The organism is Citrobacter sp. CRE-46 (assembly GCF_059615875.1).
Window position 1 is genome coordinate 5142204 of sequence record NZ_CM184341.1, and the last position, 18150, is coordinate 5160353.

16 protein-coding genes and 4 tRNA genes are annotated in these 18150 nt (G+C 53.9%); 5 read left to right on the top strand and 15 right to left on the bottom strand.

Annotation, left to right across the window (positions count from 1 at the left end; genetic code table 11):
• Window positions 1-60: 60 nt before the first annotated feature.
• Genes yigB through lptM form a run of 5 tightly spaced genes read right to left on the bottom strand, consistent with a single transcriptional unit; the run spans window position 61 to window position 3456 of the window.
• On the bottom strand, window positions 61-777 hold the full coding sequence (gene yigB / locus AC534G_RS24915; protein ID WP_069325085.1) for a 5-amino-6-(5-phospho-D-ribitylamino)uracil phosphatase YigB: 717 nt from the start codon (window positions 775-777) through the stop codon (window positions 61-63).
• Window positions 777-1679, bottom strand: coding sequence for a tyrosine recombinase XerC (gene xerC / locus AC534G_RS24920; RefSeq protein ID WP_110496361.1), 903 nt, complete (start codon window positions 1677-1679; stop codon window positions 777-779). The genes yigB and xerC overlap by 1 nt, the downstream gene beginning before the upstream one ends.
• Complete coding sequence (locus tag AC534G_RS24925; protein WP_038634510.1) at window positions 1676-2383, bottom strand: DUF484 domain-containing protein; 708 nt, start codon at window positions 2381-2383, stop codon at window positions 1676-1678. Before AC534G_RS24925 ends, xerC begins: the two co-directional genes overlap by 4 nt.
• Entirely contained in the window at window positions 2380-3204 is an 825-nt protein-coding gene (gene dapF, locus AC534G_RS24930; protein WP_038634512.1) for a diaminopimelate epimerase, read from the bottom strand. Before dapF ends, AC534G_RS24925 begins: the two co-directional genes overlap by 4 nt.
• A 48-nt stretch (window positions 3205-3252) precedes the next feature.
• The gene (lptM, locus tag AC534G_RS24935; RefSeq protein ID WP_032940199.1) at window positions 3253-3456 is read right to left on the bottom strand and encodes an LPS translocon maturation chaperone LptM; all 204 of its coding nucleotides are present in this window, start codon (window positions 3454-3456) and stop codon (window positions 3253-3255) included.
• A 138-nt stretch (window positions 3457-3594) separates the two neighbouring features.
• Here lptM and cyaY point away from each other — a divergent pair, with 138 nt between their 5' ends.
• Window positions 3595-3915, top strand: a complete 321-nt coding sequence (gene cyaY, locus AC534G_RS24940) for an iron donor protein CyaY (protein WP_038634515.1) — start codon at window positions 3595-3597, stop codon at window positions 3913-3915.
• A 76-nt stretch (window positions 3916-3991) separates the two neighbouring features.
• Here the strand turns inward: cyaY and cyaA are convergent, their stop codons facing one another.
• Window positions 3992-6538 (bottom strand): class I adenylate cyclase, encoded by a 2547-nt coding sequence (cyaA, locus tag AC534G_RS24945; RefSeq protein ID WP_038634518.1) that lies wholly within the window; start codon window positions 6536-6538, stop codon window positions 3992-3994.
• 394 nt (window positions 6539-6932) lie between these two features.
• Here cyaA and hemC point away from each other — a divergent pair, with 394 nt between their 5' ends.
• The 4 genes from hemC to hemY are packed head-to-tail and all read left to right on the top strand — an operon-like array spanning window position 6933 to window position 11010.
• Window positions 6933-7874, top strand: coding sequence for a hydroxymethylbilane synthase (gene hemC / locus AC534G_RS24950; RefSeq protein WP_038634520.1), 942 nt, complete (start codon window positions 6933-6935; stop codon window positions 7872-7874).
• Complete coding sequence (gene hemD, locus AC534G_RS24955) at window positions 7871-8611, top strand: uroporphyrinogen-III synthase (protein WP_042314019.1); 741 nt, start codon at window positions 7871-7873, stop codon at window positions 8609-8611. Before hemC ends, hemD begins: the two co-directional genes overlap by 4 nt.
• A gap of 21 nt (window positions 8612-8632) precedes the next feature.
• Window positions 8633-9808 (top strand): uroporphyrinogen-III C-methyltransferase, encoded by a 1176-nt coding sequence (hemX, locus tag AC534G_RS24960; RefSeq protein WP_110496363.1) that lies wholly within the window; start codon window positions 8633-8635, stop codon window positions 9806-9808.
• Between the two features lie 2 nt (window positions 9809-9810).
• Window positions 9811-11010 (top strand): protoheme IX biogenesis protein HemY, encoded by a 1200-nt coding sequence (gene hemY / locus AC534G_RS24965; protein ID WP_110496365.1) that lies wholly within the window; start codon window positions 9811-9813, stop codon window positions 11008-11010.
• 523 nt (window positions 11011-11533) lie between these two features.
• Here the strand turns inward: hemY and AC534G_RS24970 are convergent.
• The 9 genes from AC534G_RS24970 to wzxE form a co-directional block, all read right to left on the bottom strand.
• Window positions 11534-11610, bottom strand: a tRNA-Pro gene (locus tag AC534G_RS24970).
• Window positions 11611-11651: 41 nt separating this feature from the next.
• Window positions 11652-11737 (bottom strand) — tRNA-Leu (locus AC534G_RS24975).
• Between the two features lie 20 nt (window positions 11738-11757).
• Window positions 11758-11833, bottom strand: a tRNA-His gene (locus AC534G_RS24980).
• A 56-nt stretch (window positions 11834-11889) separates the two neighbouring features.
• Window positions 11890-11966: transfer RNA gene (locus tag AC534G_RS24985), tRNA-Arg, on the bottom strand.
• Between the two features lie 102 nt (window positions 11967-12068).
• Window positions 12069-13454: a bifunctional threonine/serine APC transporter ThrP gene (gene thrP, locus AC534G_RS24990; protein ID WP_038634533.1), complete on the bottom strand. Its 1386-nt coding sequence runs from the start codon at window positions 13452-13454 to the stop codon at window positions 12069-12071.
• Between the two features lie 276 nt (window positions 13455-13730).
• Window positions 13731-14471: a lipopolysaccharide N-acetylmannosaminouronosyltransferase gene (wecG, locus tag AC534G_RS24995; RefSeq protein WP_069325088.1), complete on the bottom strand. Its 741-nt coding sequence runs from the start codon at window positions 14469-14471 to the stop codon at window positions 13731-13733.
• A complete protein-coding gene (gene wzyE / locus AC534G_RS25000; RefSeq protein WP_038634539.1) occupies window positions 14471-15826 on the bottom strand; it encodes an ECA oligosaccharide polymerase in 1356 nt (451 codons plus the stop codon). The genes wecG and wzyE overlap by 1 nt, the downstream gene beginning before the upstream one ends.
• The gene (locus tag AC534G_RS25005; protein ID WP_110496367.1) at window positions 15823-16902 is read right to left on the bottom strand and encodes a TDP-N-acetylfucosamine:lipid II N-acetylfucosaminyltransferase; all 1080 of its coding nucleotides are present in this window, start codon (window positions 16900-16902) and stop codon (window positions 15823-15825) included. The genes wzyE and AC534G_RS25005 overlap by 4 nt, the downstream gene beginning before the upstream one ends.
• Window positions 16899-18149 carry a lipid III flippase WzxE gene (gene wzxE / locus AC534G_RS25010; RefSeq protein WP_038634544.1) on the bottom strand — a complete coding sequence of 417 codons (1251 nt, stop codon included), beginning with the start codon at window positions 18147-18149 and terminating at the stop codon, window positions 16899-16901. Before wzxE ends, AC534G_RS25005 begins: the two co-directional genes overlap by 4 nt.
• Window position 18150 lies beyond the last annotated feature (1 nt).

Genomic DNA, 18150 nt, shown 5'->3' on the forward strand with positions numbered 1-18150 from the left:
CGGAGAAGCGTAGCGCCATCCGCCAAAAAGCTGGGTATATATACAGAGTTCTGCTGGTGATTATATCAGCGAGGTCAGAGATGCCAACTGTGAAATTTCAATATGCGGCAGCAAACGGCTGTCTGCGGTTTGCATCAGGTCGGCATTTTCCGGTTTGATCCAGCAAGCCTGCATACCACAACGAATAGCGCCTGCAACGTCTGTCGTCAGGTCATCACCCACATGCAGAATTTCACCTACCGGCATTTTCAGTTTTTCCGCCGCCAGCGCGTACATGTCGCTGAACGGTTTTGAGCGCCCGTCGGGACCGGCGCGCAGCACAAACTCAAAATAATCACCCAGACCAAACAGTTCCGGCTGCGCGTTACCATTGGTGATCGCCACCAGCGGCCATTTGCGGGCCAGCGCCTTCAGCGTGTCATGCGTCGCCTGCGGAACATCAATGCGGCTACGCCATTTGGCGAAATTCATCATCGCCGCATTCGCCCCCATCAAGGCTTCTGCCGCTGACAGACCAGCCTCCAGCATAGCGCGTTCTACGGCGCGGTGACGCCATTGGGTAACGTCGTGGTAGATTTCCGGCTCGGCGTCACGAACGGCCTGACGTAAGCGCTGCAGGTCGCTATTTTGCAGCGAATTCAACGCCGGATGATAATTCTGTACAAACGCGAGCGCTTCCTGCTCGGTGCGTGTGATAACGGGACGGTTATCGTAAAGGGTGTCATCAAGGTCAAAGGTGAGCGCAGAAATACGCCCCAAAGGCCGGTAAAAACGCATTATTTCCCCCGTTTGGCGCGCGGATGCGCCGCATCGTACACTGAAGCCAGGTGTTGAAAATCAAGATGGGTATAGATTTGAGTAGTGGAGAGATTGGCATGACCCAATAACTCCTGCACTCCGCGCAGATCGCCGCTCGACTCCAGCATATGCGTCGCAAAAGAGTGGCGCAATTTGTGGGGATGGACGTGGCTGTTCAGCCCCTGTTTGATACCCCATTCCGCAAAGCGTTTCTGCACGTTACGCGCAGAGATGCGCTTGCCCAGTTTAGACAGGAACAACGCATCGTCATCCCCGCCAAATAAACCGCGCAGATCCAGCCAGTGCTCAATCCACGCCACCGCATTGCGGCCGATCGGCAGACGACGTTCTTTACTCCCCTTGCCCATCACCCACACTTCGCCGGTGTCGAGATCGAGATGTTTAATATCCAGCCCAACCAGTTCAGATAAACGCAGTCCCGCGCCGTACATCACTTCCAGCATCGCCCGGTCGCGCACGGCAAGGGGATCGTTGAGATCGATATCCAGCAGACGATTAACATCATCGACGTCGATATTTTTAGGTAAGTGGCGTGGCGCTTTCGGCGCGGAAACGCTTTTTGCCGGGTTGGCTTTCAGCTCGCCCTGATTAACCAGCCAGTCGAAGAAACTGCGTAGTGCGGAGAGACGCAATGCCAGACTCGCCGCTCCCAGCCCTTTTCGACGGCTGCGCACAGCAAAGCTGCGTACCATTGCAGCGTCACATTGTTGCCAGCTTTGCAGACCGGTTTCTCCGGCTAACGCGATGATGGCATCAAGCTGACGCTGATAATTGAGTCGCGTGATCGGGCTAAGCTGGCGCTCAACGCCCAGATAGCGCAAAAAGCGCGCCACATCCTGAGAAAGGGGTGAATCGGTCATACGCGTTCAATCCAGCGCTCCAGCAGCTCCGGCAACATCAGCGAGATTTCTTGCAGTAATTGTGTACCTTGCCCCTGCTGGTAATGGTTAACGTCACGGCTGCTGAACAGCATCACGCCCAGGGAACCATCTTGCCCCAGCATCGACATCGCCACCGAGCCTATCGCTTTCGCCTCCGGCATCATAACCAGCAATTCCGGACCATTGAGTGGCCCAAGATAGTGCTGCGACTGCCCCAGACGCTGAATACGCAACGGTTCAAAGGCCTGACGGCTTAATGCCAGATGCGTAAATTTGGATGGCGCGCCAAGTCGCCACCGGTCCGGAAACAGACGCACCGTCGCGCCGGCCAGCCCCAGCTCACGCGCCCAGCGATGAAATCGCATCAGCATATCGTCAAGACTGCTGGCCGACACCAGGCGACTTTGCAGATTTAGCAGACGATAGAACAGGCTTTCATTGGCGTTGGCTTGTTCCATCAATAACGCCATGTTCTCTTCAAGCACATTAATATGATTACGTGCCCGCGCCATATGCCATTCAACTAAAGAGATCGTGCCCCGCACAGGGTGTGGGACGCGCATCGCTTCAACTGCCCGGGCATTACGGATAAAAAACTCAGGATTACGTTGCAGGTAATCGACGACCGCCCGATCGTCGAGCTCCATGAGCGTTTCCTGTAGTTCTTCCCCTGGTTGCTTCATAAGTGAATAAATCCGTCGTAGACATGTGCCGCCGGGCCAGTCATATACAGCGGATGACCCGGACCTTTCCAGGCGATATCAAGTCGACCGCCAGGTAACTCCACCCTCACCTCTTCTGCCAGCAGGCCCTGCTGAATACCTACCGCAACAGCGGCGCACGCTCCGCTGCCGCAGGCCTGCGTTTCGCCCGCCCCGCGCTCGTAGACGCGCAGCCGGATATGCTCGCGCTTTACCACCTGCATAAAGCCGATGTTGGCGCGTTCAGGAAAGCGTTCGTGGCTTTCCAGCACCGGTCCCAGCGTTTCCACCGTGGCCGTATCAACATCATCAACCTGAATCACGCAGTGCGGGTTCCCCATTGAAACCACGCCGCACAATATTGTCTGTTCGGCCGCGCGCATAATATAGGTCTTCTCTGCTTTGTTGGCGCGAAACGGAACCTGCGAAGGTTCAAAGTTGGGTTCCCCCATATTCACCCGCACCAGTTCGTCGTCGGTTACGGTTAACACCATACGACCATTCGCGGTACTGACGCGAATATCACGTTTATTGGTCAGCCCTTTCAGGCGAACAAAGCGAGCAAAACAACGGGCGCCATTGCCACACTGTGACACTTCACTGCCGTCGGCATTAAAAATACGGTAGTGGAAATCCAGCTCCGGATCATACGGAGGTTCAACCACCAGCAACTGATCAAACCCAACGCCGAGATGCCTGTCGGACAGGCGGCGGATCAGCTCTGGTGAGAAAAAGACATTCTGCGTTACCGCGTCGACGACCATAAAATCGTTGCCAAGGCCATGCATTTTAGAGAATTGCATCATTCACTCCGTTCACGCGGGTACAGAAATGTAAATCTATTCCTGCCGTCAGTAATTCACCTGAGAAGGGCCGTCGCTAATCCCACGATCGTTTTTCTCAGGCGTGGTGGATTGCGATTGCGGCTGAACGCTCTTGGTCGGAGGCGGCGCGGTTTTATCTGCTGGCGGGAAATAGAGCGGGCCTTTTAGCCCACAGCCCGTCAGGCTGAACAGAGTTAAAATGACAGCGAGTGGCTTTAACACGTTTTTCATTATGGATTGCCTGTAAAGTTCATGCTTTCTGTTTTCTATCATCGCAGGAGAAGGCGTAAAAGCAAGAGTTAGCCTGTAATCTGCAACGCGTTTTGTTTCAGGTTATACTGCCGTCATCACGAAAAACAGGATAAGAAAATGAACGACAGTGAATTTCATCGCCTTGCCGACACCCTGTGGATGACCATTGAGGAGCGTCTGGATGACTGGGACGGCGACAGCGATATCGATTGTGAGATCAACGGCGGCGTGCTGACCATCAGCTTCGAAAACGGCAGCAAAATCATTATTAACCGTCAGGAGCCGCTGCACCAGGTGTGGCTGGCAACCAAACAAGGCGGCTACCACTTTGACCTGAAAGGCGACGAGTGGATCTGCGACCGTAGCGGCGAAACGTTCTGGGATTTGCTGGAGCAGGCGGCAACGCAGCAGTCGGGTGAAGAGGTGAGCTTCCGTTGATTTTTTGCCGGATACGCTTTGCTTATCCGGCCTACAGTAGGCCCGGTAAGGCGTAGCCGCCACCGGGCGAAAAGCCTCAGGAGAAATACTGCTGCAACATCGGCGTGTCGTTATCCTGATTAGCTGGCGGGACTGGGTTGAGCGGCTGGGTACGGAACGGAATCACCTGCGCACGTCCGTCGGTTTTCACAATCTGATAGAACTGCGGCAGGTTAAAGTTGATGAAGCTGGAGCCGTAGGTAAAGCGATCGTGCGACGATGAATAGAAGCGGCTGACATCACGTACCAGCTCTTCTTTGCTTCCCTCGCAGTGGTGATACACCTCCGCGCGGTTACTCTCATCCAGGATATAAATATTAAAGCCCTGCTCATCGCCCGTTTCTTCGAAAAAGAACTGAATGATCCCTTCACTGGCAAAACCGTCCACCACCGACGGGAGTTTCACGTGGTTCGTTTCAACCTGGACGGAAAGGCCGTGCAGTTTGTTGTGTGAAATCGCCCCATAGAATTCGATGGCGTTTTCCAGTTTCTGTACCGATACGTTCAGACGCTCGAAGAACAGTCCCCACGTCTGACCAGACACGCGCAGCGCTTTGAAACGCCCGGTTTCCTGGCGGGTACTGGAAAGGCGCAGCTCGATACACTCAGAAACCAGTTGCTGCACGCGGGTACGGATTAACCCACGCAGATGCTGGCTGTAGCAGAACACTTCGACGCTATCCGGCGGCGCGGCATCCTGGTGCATTTTGCCCAGAATCGTTTTTAACGCTTCAATCATCGCCTGCTCGCCGTTGAAGTGCAGCGTACGTACTTCATTCCACGAGTTGCGGTACAGCAGGTCGACGCTCCCTACCAGGCAATTTTGCTCTTCGCCAAAGCTGAAGACGTCCAACTTACGGAAATCAAAATGCACCACCTGATTACGGAATGCAGTCGTCGGGTCATATTCAAGGTTAACGATAATCGCCAGATGGCGAATTTCGCACGGGCTGTAGAGCGCTTTCGGCGTTGGTGCCGGCAGGCGCAGCGGGAAGTGGTGCGATACATCGGCGACCATCTCCTGCAGCTTCGGCAAATCGACAATACCGTTGCCCTTAATAAACAAATGCGTACGCGATGTCAGCAGACCGTTGAACCAGGCCCACGCCACCAGCTTGTTAAGGTAGCGGTTATATTCCAGTGGCTGATGGCTGATGATCGAATCCATATTTGGCGCGCGGTTGTAGAGATACCAACCCGAACGATTGGCGCGGCCCGGCGGCACATGGATAAAGGTCAGGTTCGGTTCTGAGAGGTCCGGAGATATTTGCGGGTTCACCAGCGTTACCTTACCCGGCAACGCTTCAAACGCGGCATACAGCTTACGGGTCAGCACGCCGATATCCTGCGGACTGGCGCTAACGCTAAGGTTATTGCGCCGCGCAAAGCGGATCAGATTACGATAGCTCTGCATCATCGCATCAAGCAGTTCGTTATGCGCTTCACGTACCTGATCAATCTTCCAGTTAGCGCGGTTATCCAGCATTGTCAGACGGGCTTCGTCCCAGCCCCATTCTTGCACTAACTGGCTTAATACTTCACGACGCCAGCCCACGCAGGCGCGCTCGCGGCTCAGTTTCTCACACACTTTTAAGTAGAAACATCGACGCACTAAATCCAGGCGCGTCGGGTCTTCGATCGCCGTGAGATATTCGGTCACACGCTCCAGCATCATGCAGTAGGGATCGAGACCAAAAGAGACGATCTCGCCATCGTGCAGGCGCTGTTTAATGTCTTTCGCCAACAGGCGAGGATTGGGATATTCCCAGGAGTAGGCTTCCAGCAGCAGCGTCTTCAGCACCGCTTTGTACGGGGAATCGATACTTTTGTACAACTGCCAGAGGCTGGCACCAAAGTACTCTTCGGCGGAGAGCGAACTGAGTCCGCCGAGATCCAGCCATTCGTTTGGCGTTAATACGCCCTGCGCGTAGAGCTTCATGACGTAATCGTCGTAATGCTCTTCTTCGTCGCCCGGCACCATATTCCACAGAATACGTTTGCCCGCGAGGCGCACAGCGGTGCGATAGAATTCATCAAGCAACAGGATATGCTGCGTCGAGCCACAGTCTTCACCACCAAGACTGCCGCTTTCATTGTGACGGAAACGGTTTTCATCAATCAGGAAGAAACTGACTTCCACGCCCAGCGAAGCGGCCCAGCTTTCGAGCAGGCTACATTTACGCTGCAACAGCTGGCGCTCTTCGCTATCCAGCCAGGATTGGTGGCAGACCCAGATATCGAGGTCGGAAGAACAGCTTTGCCCTACCGAAGAGGTGCTGCCCATTGAGTAGACGCCGGTGATCGGCAGTTCGCCCTTGGGAGGTTCCTGCGGTGACATACCGCGGTACAGTTCGAGTTCGTTGAGGTAGTGGCGTTGGGTTTCATCAGGCGTGTAAAAGCATATGCCTTTGGGAACGTTACCATCGAGGTAACCCGGCATCAGAGGGTGGTGGTAGTGCAATAATGTCGGCAGCAGACTGTATACCTGCTGGAAAGCAGGTCCCATGGCAGCAAGCGCGCGATCCACACGCAGTTGATTTATGGCATCCAGTCTCTGTTTCAGAGTCTCAATATAGAGGTACAAGACGTATCGCCTGATGTTGCTATCCGTCATGTTGTCGATTACTGCGGCGCAAGCGCTCACAATAATTGTCATCAATTCGGATAAACCGTATGTCAAAAATAACCGTTACCTGTTTTTCGCCCGTATTTTTTTGTGCGGTACAGCCGAAAAAATGGTCTAAAACGTGATCAATTTAACACCTTGCTCATTGACCGTAAAGAAAGATGCGCTACATACAAGTGTAGCACCGTTCGTTACGTGTAAATTCCTTCATACGGTCGGAAGGTTTCTCGTCATTATTCACTGCCACTGATGATGCAGCAGCTTTTCCTCTCACTTACGTTTGAGCGTAACGCTGACATCCCTTTGATAAGGATGTTAGGATGGTCAATGATTGATAATGACGGTAACAAGCATGTTAGACAATGTTTTGAGAATTGCCACACGCCAAAGCCCCCTTGCGCTCTGGCAGGCACATTATGTCAAAGACGCCTTAATGGCAAATCACCCCGGTCTGATCGTGGAACTGGTTCCTATGGTAACCCGTGGCGATGTGATCCTTGATACCCCGCTGGCAAAGGTCGGAGGGAAAGGGTTGTTTGTTAAAGAGCTGGAAGTCGCGCTGCTGGAAAAACGCGCCGATATCGCCGTGCATTCCATGAAGGATGTGCCGGTTGAATTCCCTGACGGTCTTGGACTGGTCACCATTTGCGAGCGAGAGGATCCGCGTGATGCTTTCGTCTCAAATAAGTACAACACGTTGGATGACCTTCCCGCAGGTAGTATTGTCGGGACATCCAGTTTGCGTCGCCAGTGCCAGTTGGCAAAGCGTCGCCCGGATCTCGTCATCCGTTCGCTGCGCGGCAACGTCGGTACGCGTCTCGGCAAATTGGATAACGGCGATTATGACGCCATTATTCTGGCGGTCGCCGGGTTAAAACGTTTAGGGCTTGAGTCGCGAGTCCGTACCGCACTGCCGCCGGAAGTCTCCCTGCCCGCAGTCGGGCAAGGCGCCGTCGGCATAGAGTGCCGACTGGACGATATGCGTACTCAGGCGTTGTTAGCGCCGCTCAACCACGAAGAGACCGCGCTACGCGTAACAGCCGAACGCGCCATGAACACTCGCCTCGAAGGGGGATGTCAGGTGCCTATCGGCAGTTATGCCGAACTCATCAACGGTGAGATTTGGCTACGCGCGCTGGTCGGCGCGCCTGACGGATCGCAGATGGTATGCGGGGAACGTCGCGGTGCCGCGCAGGATGCTGAACAGATGGGCATCTCTCTGGCAGAAGAGCTCCTGGAGAATGGTGCGCGCGCCATTCTGGCTGAAGTTTATAACGGAGAAGCACCCGCATGAGTATTCTGGTCACCCGCCCGTCTCCCGCAGGGGAAGAGTTAGTGAGCCGTCTGCGCACACTGGGGCAGGTGGCCTGGAGTTTTCCGCTCATCGAGTTTTCCCCGGGTCGGGAACTGGCAACACTCGCCTCCCGACTGTCGGCGCTGACGGATAACGATCTGGTTTTTGCCCTCTCGCAGCACGCTGTCACCTTTGCCGATGCCGAACTTCAGCAACAAGGGAAAAGCTGGCCTTCCCTTCCGCATTATTTTGCCATTGGCCGCACAACGGCGCTGGCGCTGCATACTGTTAGCGGCTGCAATATTCACTATCCTCTGGATCGGGAAATCAGCGAAGTCTTGCTACAATTACCTGAATTACAAAATATTGCGGGAAAACGCGCGCTTATTTTACGCGGTAACGGCGGTCGGGAACTGATAGGTGAGACCCTGACGGCGCGCGGAGCCGATGTTGATTTTTGTGAATGTTATCAACGCAGTGCAAAAAATTACGATGGTGCGGAAGAAGCAATGCGCTGGCAATCTCGCGGCGTGACCACGGTGGTGGTCACCAGCGGTGAGATGTTACAACAGCTCTGGTCGCTCATTCCGCAGTGGTATCGTGAGCACTGGTTACTACGCTGTCGGCTGCTGGTCGTCAGTGAGCGTCTGGCGCACCTCGCCCGGGAACTGGGCTGGCAAGATATTAAGGTCGCTGATAACGCCGACAACGATGCGCTACTACGCGCATTACAATAACTCTCATAATGGGATGCCATAATGACGGAACAAGAAAAATCCTCCGCCGTGGTTGAAGAGACTAGGGAGGCCGTGGAAACCACAGCACAGCCAGACAATACTGAAAAAAAGGGTAACAACAGCACGGCGCTGATTCTGAGCGCGGTGGCGATTGCTATTGCGCTGGCAGCAGGTGTGGGTCTGTATGGCTGGGGGAAACAGCAGGCAACAACGCAGACGGCAACCAGCGATGCGCTGGCGAACCAGCTGACGGCGCTGCAAAAAGCGCAAGAAAGCCAAAAAGCTGAGCTGGAAGGCATCATTAAACAGCAGGCAACGCAGCTTGATGAAGCCACTCGCCAGCAAGCCGCGCTGGTCAAACAGCTTGATGAAGTACAGCAAAAAGTCGCCACTATCTCCGGCAGCGATGCTGGGACATGGCTGCTGGCGCAGGCTGATTTTCTGGTAAAACTGGCTGGTCGTAAATTATGGAGCGATCAGGACGTTACCACCGCTGCGGCGCTGCTGAAAAGCGCCGACGCCAGTCTGGCGGATATGAACGACCCGAGCTTAATTGCCGCCCGTCGCGCGATTACTGACGACATCGCGAGCCTCTCCGCGGTAACTCAGGTCGACTATGACGGCATTATCCTGAAAGTGAATCAGCTCTCTAACCAGATTGATAACCTGCGTCTGGCCGACAACGACACCGACGATTCACCGATGGACTCCGACAGCAGCGAGCTGTCCAGCTCAATTAGTGAATGGCGCGTCAACCTGCAAAAAAGCTGGCAGAATTTTATGGACAGCTTTATCACTGTTCGCCGTCGAGATGAAACCGCCGTCCCGCTGCTGGCGCCGAACCAGGACGTTTACTTACGTGAGAACATTCGTTCTCGCCTGTTAGTAGCCGCCCAGGCCGTACCGCGTCATCAGGAAGAGACATACCGCCAGGCGCTGGAAAATGTCTCTACCTGGGTACGCGCCTACTACGACACCGACGATGCAACCACCAAAGCTTTCCTGGAAGAGGTAGACCAGCTGAGCCAACAAAGCATCAGTATGGATGTGCCAGAAACACTGCAGAGCCAGGCTATTCTCGACAAATTAATGCAGACCCGCGTGCGTAATTTACTGGCGCAGCCTGTCACAGCGCCGGTTGCCGCCGCTCCTGCTCCTTCGGCAGACACCCCGGCAACTGCGCCGCAAGGAGAATAATGATGCTAAAAGTATTATTACTCTTTGTACTGTTGATTGCCGGGATCGTCGTTGGTCCAATGATTGCCGGTCATCAGGGCTACGTGCTGATCCAAACCGATAATTACAACATTGAAACCAGCGTGACGGGCCTGGTGATCATCCTGATCGTCGCGATGGTCGTCCTGTTTGCGATTGAATGGCTGCTGCGCCGAATTTTCCGCACCGGCGCGCATACCCGCGGATGGTTTGTCGGCCGTAAACGTCGCCGCGCCCGCAAGCAGACTGAACAAGCGCTGCTCAAACTGGCGGAAGGCGATTATCAGCAGGTTGAAAAGCTGATGTCGAAAAACGCCGATCATGCTGAACAACCGGTAGTGAATTACCTGCTGGCGGCAGAAGCGGCCCAGCAACGTGGCGATGAAGCGCGCGCGAATCAACACCTTGAGCGTGCAGCTGAACTGGCCGGGAATGATACGATCCCGGTAGAAATCGCTCGCGTTCGTCTGCAACTGGCGCGTAATGAAAATCACGCCGCGCGCCACAGCGTAGATAAGCTGCTGGAGGTGACGCCGCGTCATCCGGAAGTGCTGCGTCTGGCTGAGCAAGCCTACATTCGCACCGGCGCATGGAGTTCGTTACTGGATATCATTCCAACTATGGCTAAAGCGCATGTGGGTGATGAAGAGCACCGCGCAATGCTGGAACAACAGGCATGGGTGGGTCTGATGGATCAGGTTCGCGCCGATCAGGGCAGTGAGGGGCTACGTACGTGGTGGAAAAACCAGAACCGTAAAACCCGTCATCAGGTTGCCCTGCAGGTCGCGATGGCTGAACATCTGATTGAGTGCGACGATCACGATACGGCGCAGCAGGTCATCATTGACGGTCTGAAACGTCAGTATGACGACCGTCTGGTGCTGCCGATCCCGCGCCTGAAAACCAACAACCCGGAACAGATAGAAAAAGTGCTTCGCCAGCAGATTAAGGCCGTTGGCGATCGCCCGTTGCTGTGGAGCACGCTGGGGCAATCGTTAATGAAGCATGGTGAATGGCAGGAAGCCACGCTCGCCTTCCGTGCTGCGCTCAAACAGCGCCCGGACGCCTACGACTACGCCTGGCTTGCTGACGCGCTGGACAGACTGCATCAGCCGGAAGAAGCCGCCACCATGCGCCGTGATGGCCTGATGTTGACGCTGCAGAACAACAATCCCCCGCAGTAATTCCCTCTTGCCCGGTGGCGCTTCGCTTACCGGGCAATTGTATACACAAAATCATTCAAGATGCATCAAGGCGGCAAGTCTGGGAATCCCCAAGAGCTTACATAAGTAAGTGACTGGGGTGAGCAGACGTAGTCAACAAAGAGGCAGCTTGAAGGATGACGTGTATATGCATAAAAAAACGCCCGCTCGGTAAGGAGCAGGCGTTAAACAGGTCTGTATGACAACATAATGGGTGCTTCACTCAACGTTATGTCCATGGTGTTTGATGAGGCATGAGCGACATCTGTCTGTGGACGATAAGCACCGTAAACGGCTCTGCATCATTCCCGAGTTTATGAGGCCTGATGGCGAACATAAGAGATGGAATGAGCATCTACCCGTATATTATTGCACAACGCATGCCACGATTGCACTGCAAAAACTATGGATTCGAACTTTTTAAGACATCAGGTAATTCGCGGGAATAAGGGCTGAGGAGGGAAAATCAGAAAACAAAAAACCCCGCCGAAGCGGGGTTCAAAATTGGTCGGCGAGAGAGGATTCGAACCTCCGACCCACTGGTCCCAAACCAGTTGCGCTACCAAGCTGCGCTACTCGCCGTTTTACTGCTTTTTGAATTTTTAGTTCAATTCTTTAAGTCGTGGTGCGAGGGGGGGGACTCGAACCCCCACATCCTAAGGACACTAACACCTGAAGCTAGCGCGTCTACCAATTCCGCCACCTTCGCATTTCACAACTTTAAATTAATGGGGTGGCTAATGGGATTCGAACCCACGACAACTGGAATCACAATCCAGGGCTCTACCAACTGAGCTATAGCCACCACTGCAAATCTTTTACGCGGTATTAAAACCACCGCAGCTCCGGCACCTAACTAAATGGTGCGCCCGACAGGATTCGAACCTGAGACCTCTGCCTCCGGAGGGCAGCGCTCTATCCAGCTGAGCTACGGGCGCTTAGCGCCGTTGCGGGGCTGGATATTACGGAGGTCTCGGTCTTCTGTCTAGTGCTTTTTTAAAATAAATTATCGTTTGGTCATGGTTTGTGCGTTTTGTCGCTTATTCCCGCAATTTATGGGCTGTGCCATGACGATTCAGACCAAAAACCTTATAAATGAGCGTCACAGCCAGTAAGAAGATAATCCCAACAAACAGCGACATTCGGGTATCTTCATTAAAGTACATACCGATTAATACGCAAATCAGGAACGCCATCGTCAAATAATTCGCCCACGGGAACAGAATCGAGCGGAAAGGATGACTGGCGATCGCCGCTTTATGCGCCTGACGGAAACGCAACTGGCTTATCAGGATCACAAACCACGGCACCATCCCCGGCAACACGCTGGCACTATAGACATAAACGAACACCCGTTGCGGATTGGGAATGATGTAGTTCAGGCACGAACCAATCAGCAGGATCGCGATAGAAATCGCTACACCGGCAACCGGCACGCCATGGCGAGAGACTTTTCCAACAACGGCTGGTAGCTGGCGATTCTTTGCCAGCGCGTAGAGCATACGCCCACAGCTGTACATGCCGCTGTTACAGCCAGACAGCGCCGCCGTCAGGACCACAAAGTTAATAATTCCTGCCGCGGCGGTAATACCAATCTTGGCAAAGGTGAGAACAAACGGGCTGCCGTTGCTGCCAATCTCGTTCCACGGGAAAATAGTGACGATAACAAAGATCGCGCCGACGTAGAAAATCAGGATACGCCACAGCACCTTCCCCACCGCGCTACGCAGCGTGACCTGGGGGTTCTTCGCCTCACCCGCAGTAATGCCGATCAGCTCTACGCCCTGGTAGGAAGCCACGACAATACACAATGCCGTCAGAAAGCCCTTCCAGCCGCCGGCAAAGAAGCCGCCGTGGTCGGTCAGGTTGCCAAAGCCAATCGCCTGGCCACCATTGCCAAAGCCGAAGAAAATGACCCCTAACCCAATAACGATCATCACAATGATGGTGGTCACTTTGATCATGGCAAACCAGAATTCAATTTCACCATACAGGCGAACCGCGGCGAGGTTTGCCAGCGCAACCAGCCCGACAGCAATCAGGGCGGGTATCCATTGCGCCATTTCCGGGAACCAGAACTGTACGTACACCCCGATGGCGGTAATCTCTGATATCCCTACCGCCATCCACATAAACCAGTATGACCAGGCGGTAAGATAGCCAAAGAAGGGGCTCATGTAACGGTGCGCGTAAACCGCGAATGAACCGGCAACCGGCTCGAGGAATAACATCTCCCCCATGGAACGCATAATGAAAAAGACGAACAGCCCCGCGACGATATACGCCAGCAGGACCGAAGGCCCCGCCCATTTCAGGGTACTGGCGGCACCCATAAACAGTCCGACGCCAATAGTGCCTCCAAGGGCAATTAATTCGATGTGACGAGCCTCCAGCCCACGCTGTAGCTCAGGTTTGTTCTCGGCCATAAATCCTCTTGATGTGTTTGCATGCTGTCCGGTATTACCGGTTCTCGTTATGGGTACATCTTGTTATTCCATAACAGGCCATACGGCACCGACCGCTTAACGGTTGGCGCCAAAAACACCACGGCACTGTAATGATTGTTGCGAATGGTTTCCTAAAATCGCTTAAATGGCAATTAAAGCATTCAAAAAATGAATAGATTGTGCGAGAAAGCAGCGATTATGTTGTGAATAAGTAGCGTGATTAGCAGATCACGCTACTTATCAGAGGAGAGAGCATCAGAGGTTGCCGGTATAGTGCCAGCGGAGATAGCGCAACAAACGAAGTTGACGGGTGATACGGCTCGGCTGTGACAGTAAGCGATACAGCCACTCCAGCCCCAGATTTTGCCAGAGTTTAGGCGCACGCTTAACGTGACCGGTAAAGACGTCGTAGGTCCCCCCTACCCCCATATACAGCGCTTCAGGGTGGATCTTCCGGCAATCACGCATAAAAATTTCTTGCTTCGGTGATCCCATCGCTACCGTCACAATTTGCGCACCGCTGGCGTGGATACGTTCAAACAATGCCTGACGCTGCTCCGGCGTAAAATAACCGTCCTGGCTACCCACAATGTTCACATGCCACTGCGCACGCAATTTGGCTTCGGTTTGCGCCAAAACCTCAGGCTTGCCGCCAATCAGGAAAACCGGCGTTCCCTCCTGCCCGGCTCTCGCCATTAGCGCTTCCCAGAGATCGGCCCCCGCTACGCGTGAAATCTGAGCCTGCGGGAATTTTTTACGCACCGAACGCACCACGCTAATACCATCCGCATATTTGAACTCAGCGGCGTTAATCAGATCCCGCACTTCAGGGTTATCTTCTGCCGTCAGCATTTTCTCGGCATTGATAGCCACCAGCGTCCCAGGCCTGAGGCGTCCTTCGGCAAACAGGTAATTTAGCGCGTGTTGCATATCGCGCCAGCCAATCAGTTGTAGTCCGCGCAGCGAATAGAGTGGCGCAGTTGTGTTATCCGTCATTACGATCCTTCAATCTGTGTCCGGGGCAGCGATTTAATTCGTTTATGGATAAGTCCCGCGCTATCGAATAGCCAGAACAGCAGTTTTGCCACCAGCAGACAAACGCCAAAAATCACGAGGAAAAAGACCACTCGCGAGACAAACGAATCCAGTCCTTCACGTGCCAAAACGATCATATTGAAAATGGCGCCAAAACAGAAACTGTGCAAAATGGCCGCCTTGTAGCGATTGGTTTCGCGGTTACCTAATTCATATAGCCAGTCGAACCATTTAATAATTAACCCGACGACAATCGCGCCTAACGGTATAAACAGTGCCCCGCCCATCACCACCAGCGAACCAATTAAAGTGGGTGAAATCGCCAGCCCCGAGTGGTTGTTCAACACTTCCCAGGTAAAGTAGTTCGCGGAATTGAGAACGATACTCGGCCGCCCGGGCCACAGCCAGGTGGGGATAAAGACGTAGAAATCACGGACGATCGGCGCCAGCCCCTGGAACTCAATATTGTGGTAGTTCTGCAGCAACAGCGCCAGGTTTTCCCACGGCGAGAAAGTATCACGCGTCAGGTACAGGAACGTATAGAACGCCTCGTCACCGCTCACGTTCATCCCGTAGCGTTTCAGCGCCAGCCAGAACATACCGACGATGCCCAACACGCCTGCGGCGGCCAGCATCCACAGCGAAATCCAACCGCGAATAATGCCGATAAACAGGAAGATGGCAAACGCGATAATAATATTGGCGCGCGTTCCGCCGACAATCATATAGGTCAACAAGCCAAACGCGACGGTGCTTACCAGGAAGAACAGCCACGCTTTGCTATCCTGACGCAGAAAGTAGACCACCAGCATCGCCGGAATGAAGAAGTAGAAGAAGCGCTTTAACGCCACGCCAGAGACTTCACTGGAAAAAATCTGGCTGTAGGATTGCAGTCTGAACAGCAGGAACCCATTGTGCATAAAGAAGACGCCCACGCTCACCAACGCAATCGCCATCAGAATAACCCAGGTTAAATGGGCTTCAACGCGATTGATGGTAAATAGCGGCCTGCGCGGCTTATCCTCTACGCGCTTACGTAAACGCGTTTTATACGTCACGTAGTAAACGGCATAGAAGCAAGCGGCTGACAGCAAAGCCTGCAGCAGGATCTCCGGGGGCGCTACCGCCACATCAAAACGAAACACCAGGATGCTGGTCAGCGGGAATCCGAAGAAGAACGTTAGCAAAAACAGCAACGAGAAAAAGACGTTGAAGTTAAAACGCACGCGGCGGAATTCAAACCAGGTCAGCGTGGCGATAAACAAAGTGGAGAGCAGCCAGACCACCAGCAGTCCGCTGAATTGCATCAGGCTCATTTAGTTTCTCCTGAAGCAATGCGCAGCGCGTTATGCCACGGCTGCAGATAATTCGGGCTAAAGAAGGTGATCGTATTTTTATCTACCAACGCCAGTTGCCGCTGCGCTTCACGTACGAGACCTTCATTGAGTTGATCTGTCGTAAACAGAACCGGGATATTTTGCTCTGCCATATCCTGCCAGAAAGGATTTTCACGGTTGAGCACGCACGGGATACCGGCCTGGATCAACAAACATAAGGTGCCGATCCCTTGCTGACGGGCAAAAATAAAGTAGCCCAGATCGCACTGACGCAATAGTGCCAGATAGGCATCAAACTCCAGTTTTTCACTCAATATTTGCAAATTATCCGCGCTAAATAATGCCAGACCCGCCTGACGCACCTCGTCGATATAGGCCGTATTATTGGCAGGATACCCCATCGGCACTATCACATTCACCGTGTCACCAAACTGCTGGTGAACAGCACGTAGCGCGGCAATATGCTCATTGCTGCGATCGCCAGAGTTGCCAACCAACACCGTCATCTTACCGCTGCGCTGGCTTTCACTGCTCATATTATTGAGCGAGGGATCCATCCGCGTTGGGAAATAGAGCAGTTCGCCGCGAACGTGCGGATGCTGCCCAGCGAAATAACGTAAATCGCCTCGCGTAGCAAACACGCAGCCCACGCGATTCTGCGCCATGCGACGAATCGGGTAAAACAGGCGGAATTTCAGCCCACTGGAAACTTCATATAAATCCGCGCCCCAGATGTGCCAGTAAAACTGCTCCGGTTTAATTCCCCCGCTCAGCAGCGCCAGCCACAGGCTGGTGTTGAACTGACCATGAAAGAAGAAGCGCTGTTGGCGATCCGCTTTCGCCTTCGCAATAACCGCCCGGGCCAGCGCCTTTTTTCCGTCGTAGAAACTCAGCGATAACGCCGGGCAGCTCTCACTGAACCCAGCATCCTGGCCTGCAACCATAAACGTGCGCGCGTGCTCGCCCGTCGCAGCCAGCGAATCGTTAAAAAACCGCAGCACGGTGTGGTTATGGTGAGGGATATCCGATCCCAGAACGTGAATCAGTACAGTCATGCCCGCCTACGCCAGAGTAAAAACACGCCACAACAAAGAGAAAAATAGACGATGTATGTTGCCATATACGCCTGCGCTGCGCCCAGAGCACCATGTGCCGGGATCAGCCAGTGGGCAAACGCCGTCAATAACATGAACTGGCTAATTTCAGCCAGAATATAAAACCGCAGCGACGCTTTCGCGATCACCAGATAACCAAAAACGTAGGCGCCAACTTTCAGTACATCGCCGACCAGTTGCCAGGCAAACAGGTCGCGCATGGCGGTAAATTTTGCGGAAAAGAGCAGCCAGATCGCAAAATCACGCAATAGCCAAACGGTAAAGCTCGCGGCGGCAACCGCCGGCAGCACGAACTTCAGCGACTTAATGACCTCGCGGGTAATGTCATGCTTTTCTGTCAGCCGCGACAACGTCGGCAGCAAGTAAACGCTGAATGAGGCGGTAATAAATTGCAGATACGCATCGGAGATACTGCTGACCCCCTGCCAGATCCCCACATCATCCCAGCTGTACTGTGCCGCCAGCAGGTTTCGCATCATCACGTATGCCACAGGCAGCGTAACAGAGGTAATCAGCGCCATCAGCGTAAACTTGCTTAACTGCCCTGCCAGACCATTGTCCCACGAGGGCTTCAGGTAATGCAGCGGAATAGTTCCACGCTTAAGCAGCATAATAATGGCAGGGATAACGACCAGCGCAGGCACCAGAGCCAGGCCCAGCAAGGCGCCTTCATAGCCCCCCAGACGATAGCAGCCATAGTAAGCCACTACGCCAACCAGGCTACCCACAATCAGCGACAGCGCGTTGCCTGCCGCATCGCGGAAGCCTTTCATCAGCGCCAGCAGCAGGTTAGCCCAGGCGATGCCCATCTGCACCAGCGCAACCAGTCGAACCAGCCCCTGATAATGCGTATGGCCAAACAACCCCTGACTGATCGGCGCGGCCGCCAGCAGAAAAACCGCCGCCATCAGCGTAGAGAATCCCAGCACCATTGCGGAAGATGTACCGACCACCTTACGGAGCCGGGCCGGATCGTCATGGTGCTGCGCAACGTATTTCGTGACGCCGTTGAAAATGCCTGCTCCCGCCAACACGCCCAGCACGGTGACCATTTGGCGAAAATTACCCGCCTGGCCCACACCTGCCGGGCCAAAGGAGACGGCCAATAGTTTCACCACCAGCAAACCCGCTCCAATTTTTACCAGCGTACTGGCCGCCGTCCATAAGGACGCTTTAGCAAGCGACATA